Genomic DNA, 16,469 nt, shown 5'->3' on the forward strand with positions numbered 1-16,469 from the left:
AGATACTGGAATACCATTGACATGCGCCGAAATTATTGTTCGCTTGAGAGATAAGGCACTTTTAGTATAAAACTTAGGGAGAAAATCAGGCGGTTCATTTAGGATCTTTAACAGATGGTTGGATAAAAATCAAAGTGATTTCTTAGAATAGTCCTTCATTAGAGTTGGATCTTAAGATTTTTGTTTAAATACGTTTGAAGATACCGTATTTAAACAAAAACCTTAAAGACGAGTAAAATGTTTTTATGTGGAATCATAAGGCTTAATTGTCTAATCTAAAAGCGTATGTTACCTATATCCTCTTTGGCGATAGCTGCTCAGAAAGAACTCTTAAGTAGTCCACCTCTAGCAAAAAAAGCTTTGCAGAAATACCAGTTGACTATTCGCGGCACCTATGATGGTCTTTGGACTGTAGTACGATGGCCAAATGGAAAATCAGCATGTTTTCGTATGGCTTTTAGTCTTGGTAATCGTCTGAATATAATAAACATAGAAAAAGAGTCAGCCGATTCAATGGTATTGACTCTTGAGGCTCATAATGCCTTTTACAAAGTGAGCATTAAATTACCAAATGATGCTTCGGCTATCTTCCATTACTCGACAACACTCACGCCAAAAGTACCTTTGATGATCCCATTCTGGCCTAAAGATATTTTGCCACTAGGCAGCAAAGGCGCTGTGCAGGGAAAAGGGCAGATTCATATCCGACAAGTTGGGGCGCGATCCGGGCTTATATACTTTAGTATGCCGGGGACTGGTTCGGTCACATATTTTCAAAACTTGACTGCGCTAGGCCCATATTGTGAAGCCACCAAAACGTCCTCAGCGGAATTGGTTGGGGGTAATTGGCCAGAGATTGGATTCTCTTTACCAATTACAAAAGATGATCCATTACCAGCAGGTGAATCATTTATTATATCGGATGCTCATGTATTGTTAAGCCAAGAATTGCCCAAGACACAGGAGGAGATTGCGAAACTTTTTTTGATTAATCTGGCTGAGCTTTATCTTAAAATTCCTAGGCCTGATACAAAATATCATGACTGGCTTGAAACGGCAGAAACAGGACTGGATGATTTGATTTACCATAAAGGCTGTTGGACTTTTGCAGGCAATCATCCCTACCTGAATGCTTATGTTTCTGATTACAAAACTCCTGCAGAGATTATGGTGCAATTGGCTGTACTTATGCCTCTTATGGAATATGTGGGTTGGAAAGGCGAACAGCATCAACTTACTGCTGAACTCTCGGACGGATTACCTTCCTTTTACCATAAAAAGATGAAAACTATAATACGCTGGTTGCCTGAAATGGAAGATAATCTAGATAAAAGTGAGGAGCAGAAAAGAGAACGAATTATTGATTCTTGGTACCTTCACCATCCGTTGATGAATTTAGCCAGACTTGCACGTAGTGGTAATCAAATCGCTAAAAAGCTGCTGTTAGATTCTATTGATTATGCAATAAACGTGGCGCACCATTTTAATTATAACTGGCCGGTGTTCTACCGTATGGATACACTTGAGGTGATAAAGGAAGAGACAAAACCTGGAGAAGGGGGAGAAAAAGATGTACCGGGATGTTATGCGCACCTAATGCTGGAGATATGGGACCTTACCGCAGAGGATCGTTACCTAAGGGAGGCCAAAAAAGCGGCCAAACATTTGTTAGGCTTAGGTCCTAATATCTTTTATCAAGCTAATAATACAGCCTTTGCAGCCCAGGCAATGATGAGATTGTTTAAAATTACCGGTGATCAGCAGTATCTCGATCTTAGTTACAGCTGCCTTGCGGGGATTTTTCGTAATACCCAACTTTGGGATTGCGATTACGGTTACGGGAAATCGTTTCCCACTTTCTTTAGAGTTTTCCCATTGAATGATGCACCTTATACGGCGGCATATGAGGAACTGGAAGTGTATGCAGGATTAATAGCCTATCTGAAGGCCGCCGACGGAATAGATATTCTGTCTTCTGTTCGGCTGCTAATAGCGGAGTTTATCCGTTATACAATCGCAAGGATGCCATTTTATTATCCACCATTGTTGCCTCCAGAAATGCTGAGCAAAAATGTTAAAACCGGAGAAATCGATTCTAGATTGTGGATCCCACTTGAAGATATTTACGATGGCTGGGACCTTGCGGGTAAAATTGGTCAAGAAGTCTATGGTGCAGGCCTAGCCTTTGGCATTGTTCCAAGGCAATACATTAAGGTTCCAGGTGAGAATTTTATTATCTATGTGGACTATCCGATTGCGAATAGTAGAATTTCTAAAGATAAACGTCTGTCTTTTAAAGTTGGGGGAAGTAAATTGCTATCTTGTATCGTGATGGTGATATCAATGAAGCCTACGGCAGAGCAAAACTTTCACTTATTTACTATAGATGGTCCCAAAACAAAAATTGAGGTACAACCTAAAAGTAACCAAACCAATAAGCTGGAATTCCAGGTCTGCGGAGAACAGTCTCTAGAGTTAAGATGGTAAGTCGAGCAAAATATTTTTAATTGAAAATCCTTAAATAGTAAACCTGATCATTAATTATCACAATGCCTAAAGATCTGAAAACTGCAATATACGTAATACAATCTTTGAACTGACTAGTCTATAAATCCTCTAAGAGCGACAATATCTCTTGTATTGAGAATTTTGCTCCGCAAATTGATTCATCGGCTGCTCCATAATAAATAGTAACTTCATCCCCCTTTACAATATGACCATTGGTAAAAACCACATTTCCAAAGAAGCCATTAATCTCATATTCTATGGAGGGTATCATTATCGGTTCTTCTGTACGGGAAATAATTTTCTCAGGGTTGTTCAAATCCATTAAAAAAGCACCCAAAGCATAATGGTTTTCCGCATTAGCCCCATGGTAAATCTCAAGCCATCCATAAGGAGTTCTAATGGGGGCCGCGCCAGCACCTACACGTGCACTATCCCATAGTCCAACCCTTGTCTTTACAATACATTTGTGGTTTCCCCAATGCAGACCGTCATATGATTCGGATAACCAGATGTATTTTCCGCCAACCTCTATACTCGCTGGCCTATGCAGGGCATAGTATTTACCATTTATTTTTTCATTAAAAATAGCACAATCCTTATTATGCGGTGGAAATATCATACCCAAATGCTCAAAGGTTTTCCAATCTTTGGTAAGTCTGAGCCCAACTCCAACACCATTATCTGATACTGCTGTATAGGTTAGGTAGAAGGTATCGTCAATTTTAGTAATACGGCAATCCTCAATACCAAACCGTTCTAGGTTCCCTTGTCCAGTTATGAGGTTGTATCCTTCAGGTTCATAAAATTCTACTCCATTATCGCTGCAAAGCAATCGTAAATGGGAAATAGTAGTGAGATACCCAAATCCTTTGTATGAAAATTTCCGTGGGTCGTTAGCAATAAGTTCTGGATCACTTAAAGGAACTTCAATGATTTCAGATTTTCCCAGATCATTAATTATTGGAAAGCGGATCGCATTCGGTTTTTGTGCAATACCTTCGGCAACCCTTGCTACTAACCAAGTTTTTCCATTAAATTCAAATACACCTGGGTTAAACAAGCAAATAATTGCCAGGTCATCGTTGCTGGGCCTCAAATCTTTTGAGCTTACAAGTGGGTTTTTGAGAAACCGTTTGGCTATATCCTTCATGATAATCTTAATTTTAAAATATTACATAAATCCTAGTTATTTAAGTAGCTTATGTTGTCCCTTCTGAACAATTTGCAGTTTAAAAAGTTAGTTTGGATAAAGAGTATATTATACTGTGAAAAAAATGATGTACAAAGGAAAATTGAAACAGCCAACAATGGCGGGAGTAGAGGGAATGTTTGCAATTTTAAAGGCGAATAGTTTCTTGATTTATTATCTGATACAATTGGACAGCAGAATGTTCATTGTATAGTCTTTAAATGAATGCTATGAAATAGCTTATAACATTAATTTGCAAAAATTCGGCTTAAATAATAACTTTAAACTGAGAGTAAGTGGCAATTGAAGTCAGTGAAATCATAAACAATACTAGGTATTAAAATAATGAATCTCAGTAGCAAATTTATTGGACAGTGGAAAGGCTCATATCGTTTGGTGTTAGGTTGGTTGCCCAACCCTGACTTTATATCCATTTCTAACATGACGATTAAATCAATCGCTAATGATAAATTTCTTGTCCTTAGTTACGATTGGAAACATGAGGGGGTAGAGCAAGATGGTTTAATACTAATCGGCAACATCGACAAGCAAGCCGAAGTTACCGCCTCATGGGTTGATTCTTGGGGGATGAGTGGAAAAATCATGAATTGTTATGGTAAAGTCAATGATCAAGGTGATATTATTCTATTGGGTTCTTATGAAGTGCCGAATAATCCTAATTGGGGTTGGCGAATAGAGATTCCATGTTTAAATGCCGATGCATTGCGAATTGTTATGTATAATATTACCCCAGAGGGAGAAGAATCCCTAGCAGGAGACGCAAATTATACGCGTGTTTGACAAACTAAACACTACTTTACCCCAAATAATTACTTGCGCTTGTGTCTCGTACTTATTTACCTCTTGAATAAGTAATATTGACAATTAAAGTTTCATTCACTGTCCTGCCTATTTTGCTTTTTCAATTAGAAGGGTAAGTTGAGATTGCAGATATTGCTTTAAAAAGCAAAAAGCCTACAGATCATTCAATTTGTAGGCTTTTTGTTGTTTTGATATATTTTTGGCGGAGAGTGAGGGATTCGAACCCCCGGACCTGTGACAGTCAACAGTTTTCAAGACTGCCGCATTCGACCACTCTGCCAACTCTCCGCGACAAAAGTAGAAAAATTTACTTGCTCTCCAAAACTAAAAAAGTATAATACTGAGAATGAGTATGATTATTTTTTGGACCCAAAAATAAAATGTATTACCCTTAATTTAAGTGAAGGTAGTAATGATAAACTTTCAAAATCAACGAGATTTCATTAATTCGATTAAGAAAGTCTAAATTCGTTATAATTTATAACGAATTTAGTGTTCACATATTTTTAAACAAAATTATGAGATTAATATTGATTCTTATTGCAATTATTCATGTTTGTTATGCTCAGAAGCTAAATCTTGCTTTTGACACAAAACCATTTGATGCAATTGATCAATGGGTTATCCTAAATAAGACGGAAAATGACCCAAATTATATGTTAGGTTTCGTTTACATCGATCCACAAGCTGGATTCACGTTTAATTTCCAAGGACAATTGGAAGTAGGGACTGAAGATCTTATTTTATTACCAAGGTTGGATAGCTCTAATATAATAATGAGATTGGACCGTAAAACGGCTGATCTAGCAGTTTTAACTGATAGCCAAAAAAAACAATTAAAACTTCCTGATCATCCTGATTGGCTAACCAATTACAAGACGAATGAAGAATTTATCGGTTACCGCTTGGGAATTGGTAGCGCCCTTAATGCAATAGGGGCAAGTCATAAAGCGTTGCCGATTTTGCAAACAGCTTACCAAGAAGATCCTCATTACGAAGGTTTAGAATTTGAGTTAGCTTATGCATACAATGCTACTGGAAGTTATTATAAAGCATTAATTATATTGAATAAAGCTATTGAAAATGAACCTAGCAATTTTTGGTACTATAGGGAATTGGGATTTTCATTTAAACATTTAAATAATCTTGAAGAGGCTGAGAAAACATATTTAAAAGGAATTGAATTAACTGGTGATAATTTTCAAAAAGCTGAAATGGCAATCAATATGGTACAAAGCTATTTTCATAATAAAAATCGTTTGAAGTTTGATCAATGGAAAAAACTGGTAGAAACCTATTCTGAACCCAATAGTGTATTTTTGGAGTATTTAGTCTACTTTGAGGATAATTGGAATAAATGATTATCATTCAAATACACAATCATCTTTCTAGGTAAGTTGTAATGTTAACGAATATTTGGTCCTCGGAATCCTAGTTTTTTTAATCCTTTTTGGATTTCTGGCGCATTCATGAATAAATTCCAGATTAAACCTGTGCGGGCATTTTCTATCATCACAACAATGGGGCCTTGATCAATTGCTAGGTAGCGTTTAGGAAACCAATGCGCAGTTTCACTATAAGCGTCGTAAAAACCATATTTTCCCCATACCTCATCCGATAAATTTCTAAATAAGTATTTTGCAAAAGAGAGACTCTCCTTTGGTGCATAGGGCATAGAGGACAAAGCAGCAGTTGGACTAATTACTGATTTATCATTGTCTGGATGATGTGCATTGTATCCATCGATCGAGTAACTTGCTGTCCATCCCCAGCCTTTATCTGAACCATAACCTGTATAGTTATTGGGGTTGGCATCTGCATATGAGAGATTAATTTTAACATGGTTTTCTACTACATCACCGTAATTGACGAATGAATCTTGTAGTCCTGTTGGGTTAAGACCCATAAATGAATAATGGGACCAAAACAATGGTCCAACTTCACCTGGTTTTGCATTGTGTTTTATTCCGATTGGAATATTTAATTTTTTAAGGCTAGATTTAATTTGACCAGATCGTGCCCAACCTTGATTATACACTTCACTATCAATGGAATAAGTAGGGGAAGAGGCTGCTAAAATATAAGCGATAAGACATTCATCAAAACCCTGAATGGGATGATTCATGCCGAAACCATGCATTTTGCTCCAATGCCAGAATAAAACTTTTTTTTCATTGGTGTAATGTTGCCAATCAATTTCTAACCAAAGTTGGTTTGCTTTATCTGCTATTGATTTTTGTTTTTCAGTACCATTTTTTAAATATTCTCTTACAACGATTAACGATTGCGCAAGAAAAGCGCTTTCTACTAAATCACCACCGTTATCTTTTCCACTAAAGGCTTTAACTTTTCCAGTATCGCCATAATACCAGTGCGACCAAGCTCCTTTGAATCTTGGGATTTCTGCCAAATAATTCATGATGTGATCTAATCTTTCTTCACCCTGTAAAGTCGTTATAAAACCGCGTTCTATTGCTACAATCATTGACATTATACCGAACCCGCTCCCACCAATAGTAATGACGTTTTGGTCGTTCTCAGGGTATTCTCCATCAATGTGTATTCGTTCTCTAGCTAAACCCGAGGTAGGTTCTGCGCCTTGCCAAAAATACTGAAAGGTCTGCCGTTGAATTTTATTTAATAATGAATCATTTCCATTCACCTCCCTATTATTTGAAATCAGATCGGGAGCTAATTGGGTATTTGCCGTATTTTGACGATGAAGAGAACTAAATATAATTAGAATTGTACTAAATTTTAACAAGGTCATTTTCATAAAATTAGCCAGGGTGACCCACAAGATTCGATTTTGTGGGAGGAATGAGGCCACGACTCCTGTTTTGATTAACAATATAACCTGATTTCTGCAACCTCTCAGATAAAATTAAAAACCATACGCCTAGATAATGTTTGTTCTTAGTGAAATGGTGAATATGCATAACTCATACGTAGAAAAATTTGATCAATTGGATAAATAGACAAAAAGCTAATAAACCAGTTAAGTAGTAAAAAACTTATAAATATGGAAATCAATATAACGATTCAATAGTAGTAAATATGCCATAATTTTAACTAGTTTATTGTAAAAAACCCTTATTTTGTATTATGCTTAAATTTGCAAATGCTAAAATCAATATTGGACTCCATATCACGAAGAAGAGAGAGGATGGATTCCATGATCTTGAAACGGTTTTTTATCCTATAAAATTATATGATGCGGTGGAGGTGATACCGTCGGATAGTTTAGAATTAAAGATTTGGAATTCAAGTTTGGCCGTGGATAGTAATAACTTGTGTTTAAGAGCCTTTAATCTTTTGAATCAAGATTTTCATCTTAAGCCAGTACAAATCCATTTATTAAAAAACATTCCTGTTGGAGCAGGATTAGGCGGAGGATCTTCTGATGCCAGTACAACTTTGAAAATACTAAATGAAATTTTCAGTTTGGATCTTAATGGGGATAAATTAAAGGAATATGCTGCAACATTAGGCGCGGATTGTCCATTTTTTATTGATAATAAAGCGATGTATGCTGAAGGTATTGGAACAAAATTAACAGAAGTACCATTAAATCTTAGTCGTTATCAGATTGTCGTTGTAAAACCTGAATTACATGTTTCTACCAAGGAGGCGTATGCAAATGTCATTCCTGCTGAATCAGAAATAGACTTAACAAAGGCAATTGAGTTGCCTATTCAAGAATGGAAATATCTGATTAAAAATAATTTCGAAACTTCTCTTTTTGATAAATATCCACAAATAGCAGATATTAAATCGATGTTGTACAAAATGGGAGCCCATTATGCCTCAATGAGTGGATCGGGTTCATCAGTATATGGTATTTTTGATGAAATCGTAGATTTAACTGAGCTGAAAAAATTCGGGACAGTGTATTTACCTACTTTGGATATTTAAAGACAGATCATTGTCTAAAATAAGTATAGCCTTACGTTTAATGTTCTAAAGCGCTATTTAACAGTCCAGTAGCTTCTTCTATGATGAGCCTTTGTTTATCTTTTGGGCTTTCAATTTTTTCTAAGTGATCTGGACTCTTAATCAAATCTTTTACTAAAATACACTGGTTCTTTAACAACATTGCCTTGTCCTGAGCGGTTAAAGTAGTTAGGCAAGTTATAGGATACTCTCCATTGCTATCAACTCTATTTTTTATACTGTTTCCCTCAGGATAATCCCAAGAAAGGAGATTTAATTTATAATAATTTCCAAAAGCAATTGAATCCTTTGTCAAATAGGCATTCGTTACCAGCCATCCATCGGTGAATTGTCTGTTTTGTTTGAAGAAGGGATAAGTTAATCCCAAGATGTCTTCTTTCCGTGATTTGAAATACATTGGGGTGGTGACAGAAATTTTTTCTTCAGGATTATTTCTGAATTTACATTCAATAGCAATCATTTGATTGCCCTTAGCTGCAACAACATCTATTTCATGTGAGACAGCATGTCCTTGAATAGTTTGACCTGTAATTGCTTGATAGCCATCTTCTTGAAACAATCTTGCGATCCATTCCTCGAAATAAAATCCTTCTGGTCCTAATTCTCTAAGTGCCTTTTTTAGACTGTATCGGGCTGCATAAGAATTTTTCTTTTGTTTTAAAGAATTGAATGCTAATTCGTACAATTGTTTCGTGCTAATTCCATCGTACAATGAATTTTGGATTGATTCATATACATGATCAACCTCCTTTTCAGACGCACCTGAACGGGACAAGGAATGGCGAAGTGCAGATTCATCAAATGGCACGAGTTCTCCTGAATACTTTTTTACTAACATACTTTGTTTTTATGCTGTTTTTGTGAATATACACATATTTAAGAAAAATTTCTCTTGTTTAAATGTGAAAAGAATAGAAACATTTTAAATATCTACCTGTTAATAGAATTAGTTAATTAAAGAAAAAGAATATGATCGGTTTATTAAATTATGCCTATAAAAGGCTCAAAGAGCAAATGAATCAAGCGAATGAAAATGGCAATGTTGGAAATTCTGAAAGAATTCTTTCGGTAATTTCAGGAGGATTTATTTTGGGAATGGGTCTAAAAACTATTTTAAAAAGTCCACTGACTGCAATGTCCGAGATTGGTGTTGGCGGAGCTTTGGTTTATAGGGGTGTTACGGGGTATTGCCCAGTGAAAAATGTTGTAGAAGGGAAACAACCTGAAACTACTGTTATAGAACATCGTTATTTCGTTAAGTGAAGAAAATAGTTGTTTTTACTGGTGCGGGAATATCTGCTGAAAGTGGGCTTCCAACATTTAGAGGTAATGACGGTCTTTGGGAAGGATACCGAATAGAGGATGTGGCGACCCCTCAAGCATGGTTAACAAATCCGGAAATGGTTCAGCATTTTTATAATTTACGTCGCAAAAATTGTTTAGATGCACAACCTAACAATGCTCACCGAAAATTAGTGGAATTGGAATCAGATTTTGAGGTAAACATAATTACTCAAAATATAGATGATTTACACGAACGTGCTGGAAGTAGTAAGGTTTTGCATTTACATGGACAAATACTTAAATCCCAATCTTCTTTGAATCCAGCGTTGGTTTACGATATCCAAGGACCCACACTTGAGATGGGGAGTTATTGTGAACTAGGGTCTCAATTGAGACCACATGTCGTTTGGTTTGGGGAATCAGTACCAAATTTATACGAAGCTTACCGCATTACTTCTGAAGCTGAAGTTTTTATTGTTATCGGAACTTCATTACAAGTATATCCAGCTGCTAGTTTAATTTTTCAGACACAAAAAAAGTGTAAACGTATTCTTATTGATCCCAAAGCCGATCAATACTTAACAGATCAGAATGTGATTAAAATTTCTGAAAATGCCTGTGCAGGTATTGAACATTTGGTGGATTTGATAACCAAATAATATTTTGTTATCATATATAAAAGACATTGTATCAGACAAATATATAGTTTAACTAAACTTAAAGTAATTGCACGCAGCTAGACTTTGGGCATAAAAAAACTGAATCACCAAATATAATTTTGAATTCAGTTTTATACTTTTTTAAAGTATTTTAAACTAGGTGTTTACAAGTTTTATATCAATAAATCATTGATATTTATTATAAGTGTTAATAACAGCGTCTCTCATCTCTGAAAATAGCTGGTTTACGCGTTTAATAAAATCTTCATCTATCATTTCAAAGATTCCATTAATGCCCCCAACAACATCTACTTCCGCAAGTTTATAAGATTGTTCCAACGTACCTTGTTCAAATTTGATGATAAACTTTTGATTCATTCCAAAGATTGTAATTTTACAATCTGGATGTGGTAATTCAGCTAATACTCTCATATTGTTATAAAAAATAAAAGTTCCAAGCAATTTCGCCTGGAACTTCAAAATTATAAATAATAACCTAATTATACGACGCCCTGTGACTTCATAGCCTCAGCAACTTTTATGAATCCACCAATATTGGCTCCACGTAAATAATTTACATAACCATTTGATTCTTTACCGAAACGAACACATGTTTTATGGATATTCTCCATAATACTTTTTAAACGGTTATCAACCTTCTCAGGGGACCATTGTTGTCCAATGGCATTTTGAGACATCTCTAATCCCGATACAGCTACCCCGCCTGCATTAGCGGCTTTACCAGGACCAAAATGAATTTTTGCCTGATGATATATTCTTATCGCCTCGGCAGATGAAGGCATGTTTGCACCTTCAGCCACAATGTGACATCCATTTTTAACGAGTCTTTTCGCATCAGATTCTGATATTTCGTTTTGTGTTGCGCAAGGTAGAGCAATATCACATTTAAATTGCCATGGGTTTTCCTTAGCATGGAAAGTAGCTGAGGTGAATTTTTTGGCATATTTGTGTAAATCTCTGCCTAATGTTCCTATATATTGCAGTTTTTCTAAAGTGAAACCCTCTCTATCGTGAATAGTCCCTTGACTGTTTGATAGGGTAATCACTTTGGCACCTAGATGTATCGCTTTCTCAGCGGCATAATAAGCTACATTTCCGGCACCTGAAATTGTGATGGTTTTACCTTCAATATTATCATTATTATAATCCAAGATACATTGCACAAAATAAAGTAATCCATATCCGGTTGCTTCAGGTCGAATAAAAGAACCGCCCCATTGAGTACCTTTGCCTGTTAATACTCCTGAAAAATTGTTTTGTAATCTTTTGTATTGACCAAACAAAAAACCAATCTCTCTTCCACCGACGCCAATATCTCCGGCAGGAACGTCTGTTTCTGAACCAATATGACGTTGCAATTCAGTCATAAAACTCTGACAGAAACGCATAATTTCAAAATCTGATTTTCCTTTAGGATCAAAATTGGAACCACCTTTACCACCTCCAATAGGCAATCCAGTTAAACTATTTTTAAATACCTGCTCGAAAGCAAGAAATTTTAAAATACTAAGGTTGACATCTGGTGCAAATCGTAATCCTCCCTTATAAGGTCCAATAGCTGAATTCATTTGTACGCGGTAACCACGGTTTACTTGAATTTGATTTTTGTCATCTAACCAAGCTACTCGAAATGTAACTATTCTTTCTGGTTCAACCATTCTTTCCAAGATCTTCATATCAATCAAATCATTACGATTTTCAATGATATATGGGATTAGATCTTCAACAACTTCTGTTACAGCTTGTAGAAACTCAGGTTCATTAGGATTATTGGAATCTACCTGTTTGATGAAACTCTTAAGATTAAGGGACATTTATTGATAATATTATATATGATTCGGCACAATATTACCAAAAATATGTTAATTATGCCAATATTTTAACTTCTTTGTTACTAGATGATTTTTTTTATATTTTTAGAAAATGAAACAATCTGAGCTTTTTGATTTTTATTTAAATGAACATGAAATAGGCAGAATTGGTCTTTTACAACAGCCAAGCCCATTATTGCCTCTTAAGCACATCAGCGAGCGATTTAAAACTGAAATATTCATCAAAAGAGACGATTTATCAGAGCTCGGGATGGGAGGTAATAAATTAAGGAAATTAGAATACTTGATTTGCCAAGCGAAATCTCAAGGTGCAACACGAATTATCACGGTTGGAGCAAGGCAGTCTAACCATGCCAGATTAACTGCTGTGGTCGCTAAAATGCATGGTTTTGAAATAGATTTAATTCTAAAAAACAGTGTGCCTTTAGATACGGAGAGCTATCAATTAAACGGAAATATAGTTTTAGATAATCTGTTAGAGGCTAATATCCATGAATTGGATAAAGATCGTAGCGCAAATGAATTCATAAATGATTTAATAGCTTATTATGAAGCCAAAGGAGAGAGGGTATATTATATTCCAATTGGTGGGTCTAATACAATTGGAGGATTAGGGTATGCGAGGTCCGTTTTTGAAATTGAAAACCAAGCAGACTTAGTAAATCGTAATTTTAATCACATTGCTTTAGCAAGTGGTTCAGGTGGTACACATGCTGGCTTACTAGCGGGATATGCTTTTATAAATAAAGATATTGATGTACATGCTTATAATGTTCAGCCCGAGAATGAACCTTTGCTCTCTGAAACATTTAAAATAACAAATAATATTCTTAAATTATTAGATTCTTCGCAACTGTCGAATCTCATAAAATACAATTTGAGTAATGATTATGTCGGTGAAGATTATGGGATTCCTGATCAGGCAACTTTAAATACTATTAAACTGTTGGCTCAAACTGAAGGTGTTATATTAGACCCAGTATATACCGGGAAAGCGTTTACCGGTTTTTTAGCGGATATAAAAGCTGGGAAATATCCACAGGATGAACCATTGTTATTCATTCATACCGGAGGAACACCGGGTATTTTTGCATATAGTAATTGGTTTTAATATTGTATCTTTATTACGGATATTCTTGATCTAAACCTCAAATGTTCCGATATGAATCCTAAGATTCTTGTTTTAATAGTGAAAATTTTGGTGCTTTTTATTCCCTTTAACTTTGTTCATGAATAGGGAAGTGGTTCAGAAAAAACAAATCCTGAATACCCTTATTTTAGGTTCAAAAGAATGTAACATTTTGGATGATGGAAGTTTACCAAATTATAGATATTCTTGGACTATAATACTCGATAAAAACAAAATTATTGTAAATAATTGCTTTAATAAGCGTAACTGAACTTGCTATATATCAGGTTTCATAATAGAACTAAATTAAAACCAATAAAAAATTATGCATAGAAAAGACTTTATAAAATCGGTGTCCATTTTAACCGGAACAGCGCTGGTTTCTCCAGCAATTGGAGGAGAATTTAAATCCATTAATAGATCAAAATTTAAAAAGGGAATAAGTTATTATATGATCAAAGAGGATTTATCTATTCTTGATAAATTTAAATTAATTAAGGATTTAGGATATGATGGTATCGAAATTAATACGCCTTCTGAACTTTCTATTAAGGAACTAATAGAAGCCAAAAATAAAACAGGAATTGAGATCCCAAGCACAGTAAATAAGGACCACTGGGGAAAACCATTATCAGATCCCGATTCTTCAGTCAGAAAATATATTGTTGATTCCGTAATAAAATCGCTTCATGAAACAAAAGAATTAGGTGGCGATACGGTGTTGGTTGTTCCAGGGGTTGTAAATGAAAAGGTGTCCTATGAAACGGCGTATAACAATGCCTTAGATTCGATCAGGAAATTAATACCACATGCTGAAAAAACTGGTGTAAAAATTGGTTTAGAAAATGTTTGGAACAACTTCATTCTAAGTCCTGTAGAGGCAAAGCATTTCTTAGAAAAGATTAATCATCCTCTAGTAGGTTGGTATTTTGATCTGGGAAATATTCTTCGTTATGGCTGGCCAGAACATTGGTTAGAAACTCTTAATAGCAGAATTTTCAAATTACATGTCAAGGAATTTAGTCGTAAAATAATGAATGAACAAGGTTTAAGTAAAGCTTTTGGCGTCGAGTTAACAAAAGGGGATGTTAACTGGCCTAAAATTATGGAAACCATTGAAAATATCAATTATAAAGGAGAATATTTAACTCTAGAGGTTGGAGCAGGTGATCGTGTACATCTAAAACAATTATCTGAAACAATGGATAAAATTTTGGCAATGTAGATAGCATATGTATTATAACAAGCCACAAACACTAAGAAAGTAAAAACGATTGCCAAAGAAAACAAAATCCTTAATTCTGAGAATTATAATTGCATTATGCGTTATCATCGTATTTCATGCCGTTTTTTCAGGAAGAAGTATTTTAGGTGAATATCTGTTTGTTGTAGTTATTGTTGTTTCTGGCTTGTGTAATATAGGGATATGGTATTTAAATAGTAAATATTCTAATTAGCCAAAATAAAATGGTTTCTAAACTCTTAATGCTCCTCTGAATCCTCTAACTCCATAATATGATTCTGCTCCATTATGATAGATAAATACGCGTCCAAATCGCAAATCACCAAATATTGCACCCCCTTTTTCACGGATTTCATCTGGAGTTAGTAACCAGCTTGAGGACTTCAGGTCAAAATTCCCCAACGTTTGAAGAAATTGATATTCTTCTTCACTAAGTAATTTAATTCCCATTTCATTAGCCATTTCAACTGCGCTGTGTTCTGGTTTATGGGTTTTCCTAGATTCTAAGGCTTCATAATCGTAACAAATACTTCGGCGGTTTTTGGGACTTTCTTTAGAACAATCCATGAAAATATACTCGTCAGCTAGACTGTCATATGCTACTACATCTGGTTCTCCCAGAGTTTCTTCCATCTGCTTTAAAGACCATAACTTGTTTTGATCTAATTTAGCAATAACCTTTTCCCATTTCAAATCTTTATGACGAATCATATTATTTTCAAATCGATGCTGGAGTATGGCTATTAATTCTACAGAATCTTCGGGTAGAAGAGAATTCTCTTTTATATTATTTTTCATTTTGTTTTTGTTTTAAGCACACCTTAGAATTTAAAAAATCAATCTAAAATATGTTCTTAATTAGATTTTCTGATGGATAAAGTAATCCCAAGTTGCTTTAGCAATTTCCGCTATAATTTTTGCACTTGTGGATAAATCTTCTTTTGAGTTTGTGACAAACACACTAATAAAAAACACCTCTCCATTGGGCAATGTAATTACACCAACATCGTTAAGTGCAGCAATTTCTTTCGTGTCAGGATGTTGTCCAGAATAACCTGTTTTATGTGCAACTACAGTTCCTTTAGGTAGGTTTGCTTTCAACTGATTTTTACCAGTCATCGTTGAACGCATCGTGTCCCATAGATATTGATGAGAGCTCTTTGATAATAAGTTATTTTTATTCACATAATAATCATATAGAATCTTATTGACAGAGGAAACAGTGGTCCAATTTTCAAATTGGATGTTCCAATTGTGTTGTTGGATTTCCTCAGTCCATTTGATCGATAGGTTATTGTAGCCATTGGCAATAAAATATTGCTGGACCTTTTCGGGACCGCCTAGCAATTCAAATAATACGTCGCAAGCTACATTGTCACTTTGCGATATAGAATATTTTAAAATCTCATCAATGCCTAAGGTTACCCCGTTTGGAAATTTATCTTTAATTGGACTATAAATATCAGTATTAACTCGTTGTTCGGTAATTTCAATAGGTTGAGTCAATTGTAGATTACCTTTATCTATCTGATCTAATACAGCAATGCCCAAATGAACTTTATAAACACTTTGTAAGGGATAGTGATAATCTCCATTAATAATTAAACTATCCGTAAAATTAGCATTGTGAATCGCTACTCCAACTTTGGCCTCGTATCTATCAATGATTTTAGTTATATCGGATTCCAATTTCTCTATTGATTGTGCAGAAGCATAATTAATAGAGGGACCTAATGAAAATAGAATAGGGGATATTGCGATTAAATAATGCATGAAGAAAATGATTTTTTGGTGGTGATATATCTTGGATGTAAAATATTTTTAAATT

15 protein-coding genes and 1 tRNA gene are annotated in these 16,469 nt (G+C 35.0%); 8 read left to right on the forward strand and 8 right to left on the reverse strand.

From position 1 onward, the window contains the following. Positions 1 to 285: 285 nt before the first annotated feature. On the forward strand, positions 286 to 2,487 hold the full coding sequence (locus tag AC6CHH_RS02890) for a hypothetical protein (RefSeq protein ID WP_498279540.1): 2,202 nt from the start codon (positions 286 to 288) through the stop codon (positions 2,485 to 2,487). Positions 2,488 to 2,605: 118 nt separating this feature from the next. Here AC6CHH_RS02890 and AC6CHH_RS02895 read toward each other — a convergent pair whose 3' ends face one another. Next, entirely contained in the window at positions 2,606 to 3,658 is a 1,053-nt protein-coding gene (locus AC6CHH_RS02895) for a glycoside hydrolase family 130 protein (protein WP_498279542.1), read from the reverse strand. A 384-nt stretch (positions 3,659 to 4,042) separates the two neighbouring features. On the opposite strand from AC6CHH_RS02895, the gene AC6CHH_RS02900 reads away from it, so the two are divergent. After that, entirely contained in the window at positions 4,043 to 4,498 is a 456-nt protein-coding gene (locus AC6CHH_RS02900) for a DUF1579 family protein (protein WP_498279544.1), read from the forward strand. 221 nt (positions 4,499 to 4,719) lie between these two features. Here AC6CHH_RS02900 and AC6CHH_RS02905 read toward each other — a convergent pair. Beyond that, positions 4,720 to 4,807 (reverse strand) — tRNA-Ser (locus AC6CHH_RS02905). 230 nt (positions 4,808 to 5,037) lie between these two features. Here AC6CHH_RS02905 and AC6CHH_RS02910 point away from each other — a divergent pair. Beyond that, entirely contained in the window at positions 5,038 to 5,880 is an 843-nt protein-coding gene (locus AC6CHH_RS02910) for a tetratricopeptide repeat protein (protein ID WP_498279546.1), read from the forward strand. 44 nt (positions 5,881 to 5,924) lie between these two features. Here AC6CHH_RS02910 and AC6CHH_RS02915 read toward each other — a convergent pair whose 3' ends face one another. Further along, entirely contained in the window at positions 5,925 to 7,289 is a 1,365-nt protein-coding gene (locus AC6CHH_RS02915) for a glucoamylase family protein (RefSeq protein WP_498279548.1), read from the reverse strand. Positions 7,290 to 7,624: 335 nt separating this feature from the next. Between AC6CHH_RS02915 and ispE the strand changes: the two genes are divergently transcribed. After that, positions 7,625 to 8,434, forward strand: coding sequence for a 4-(cytidine 5'-diphospho)-2-C-methyl-D-erythritol kinase (gene ispE, locus AC6CHH_RS02920; RefSeq protein ID WP_498279550.1), 810 nt, complete (start codon positions 7,625 to 7,627; stop codon positions 8,432 to 8,434). 37 nt (positions 8,435 to 8,471) lie between these two features. Here ispE and AC6CHH_RS02925 read toward each other — a convergent pair whose 3' ends face one another. After that, positions 8,472 to 9,311, reverse strand: a complete 840-nt coding sequence (locus AC6CHH_RS02925; RefSeq protein ID WP_498279552.1) for an ATP cone domain-containing protein — start codon at positions 9,309 to 9,311, stop codon at positions 8,472 to 8,474. A gap of 131 nt (positions 9,312 to 9,442) precedes the next feature. On the opposite strand from AC6CHH_RS02925, the gene AC6CHH_RS02930 reads away from it, so the two are divergent. After that, positions 9,443 to 9,736 (forward strand): YgaP family membrane protein, encoded by a 294-nt coding sequence (locus tag AC6CHH_RS02930; protein ID WP_498279554.1) that lies wholly within the window; start codon positions 9,443 to 9,445, stop codon positions 9,734 to 9,736. Next, complete coding sequence (locus AC6CHH_RS02935) at positions 9,733 to 10,416, forward strand: SIR2 family NAD-dependent protein deacylase (RefSeq protein WP_498279556.1); 684 nt, start codon at positions 9,733 to 9,735, stop codon at positions 10,414 to 10,416. The genes AC6CHH_RS02930 and AC6CHH_RS02935 overlap by 4 nt, the downstream gene beginning before the upstream one ends. A 186-nt stretch (positions 10,417 to 10,602) precedes the next feature. Here AC6CHH_RS02935 and AC6CHH_RS02940 read toward each other — a convergent pair whose 3' ends face one another. Then, the gene (locus tag AC6CHH_RS02940) at positions 10,603 to 10,848 is read right to left on the reverse strand and encodes a hypothetical protein (RefSeq protein ID WP_498279558.1); all 246 of its coding nucleotides are present in this window, start codon (positions 10,846 to 10,848) and stop codon (positions 10,603 to 10,605) included. Between the two features lie 68 nt (positions 10,849 to 10,916). Further along, entirely contained in the window at positions 10,917 to 12,251 is a 1,335-nt protein-coding gene (gene gdhA / locus AC6CHH_RS02945; protein ID WP_498279560.1) for an NADP-specific glutamate dehydrogenase, read from the reverse strand. A gap of 109 nt (positions 12,252 to 12,360) precedes the next feature. Here gdhA and AC6CHH_RS02950 point away from each other — a divergent pair, with 109 nt between their 5' ends. Together AC6CHH_RS02950 and AC6CHH_RS02955 are read left to right on the forward strand one after the other, a co-directional pair. Further along, positions 12,361 to 13,380 carry a D-cysteine desulfhydrase family protein gene (locus tag AC6CHH_RS02950; protein WP_498279562.1) on the forward strand — a complete coding sequence of 340 codons (1,020 nt, stop codon included), beginning with the start codon at positions 12,361 to 12,363 and terminating at the stop codon, positions 13,378 to 13,380. 343 nt (positions 13,381 to 13,723) lie between these two features. Next, on the forward strand, positions 13,724 to 14,623 hold the full coding sequence (locus tag AC6CHH_RS02955) for a sugar phosphate isomerase/epimerase family protein (RefSeq protein WP_498279564.1): 900 nt from the start codon (positions 13,724 to 13,726) through the stop codon (positions 14,621 to 14,623). Between the two features lie 249 nt (positions 14,624 to 14,872). On the opposite strand, the gene AC6CHH_RS02960 is transcribed toward AC6CHH_RS02955, so the two are convergent. After that, the gene (locus AC6CHH_RS02960; protein WP_498279566.1) at positions 14,873 to 15,439 is read right to left on the reverse strand and encodes a DUF4256 domain-containing protein; all 567 of its coding nucleotides are present in this window, start codon (positions 15,437 to 15,439) and stop codon (positions 14,873 to 14,875) included. Positions 15,440 to 15,499: 60 nt separating this feature from the next. Beyond that, positions 15,500 to 16,414, reverse strand: coding sequence for a class A beta-lactamase (gene bla, locus AC6CHH_RS02965; RefSeq protein WP_498279568.1), 915 nt, complete (start codon positions 16,412 to 16,414; stop codon positions 15,500 to 15,502). Positions 16,415 to 16,469 lie beyond the last annotated feature (55 nt).

Source organism: Sphingobacterium sp. GQ94, from assembly GCF_059758715.1.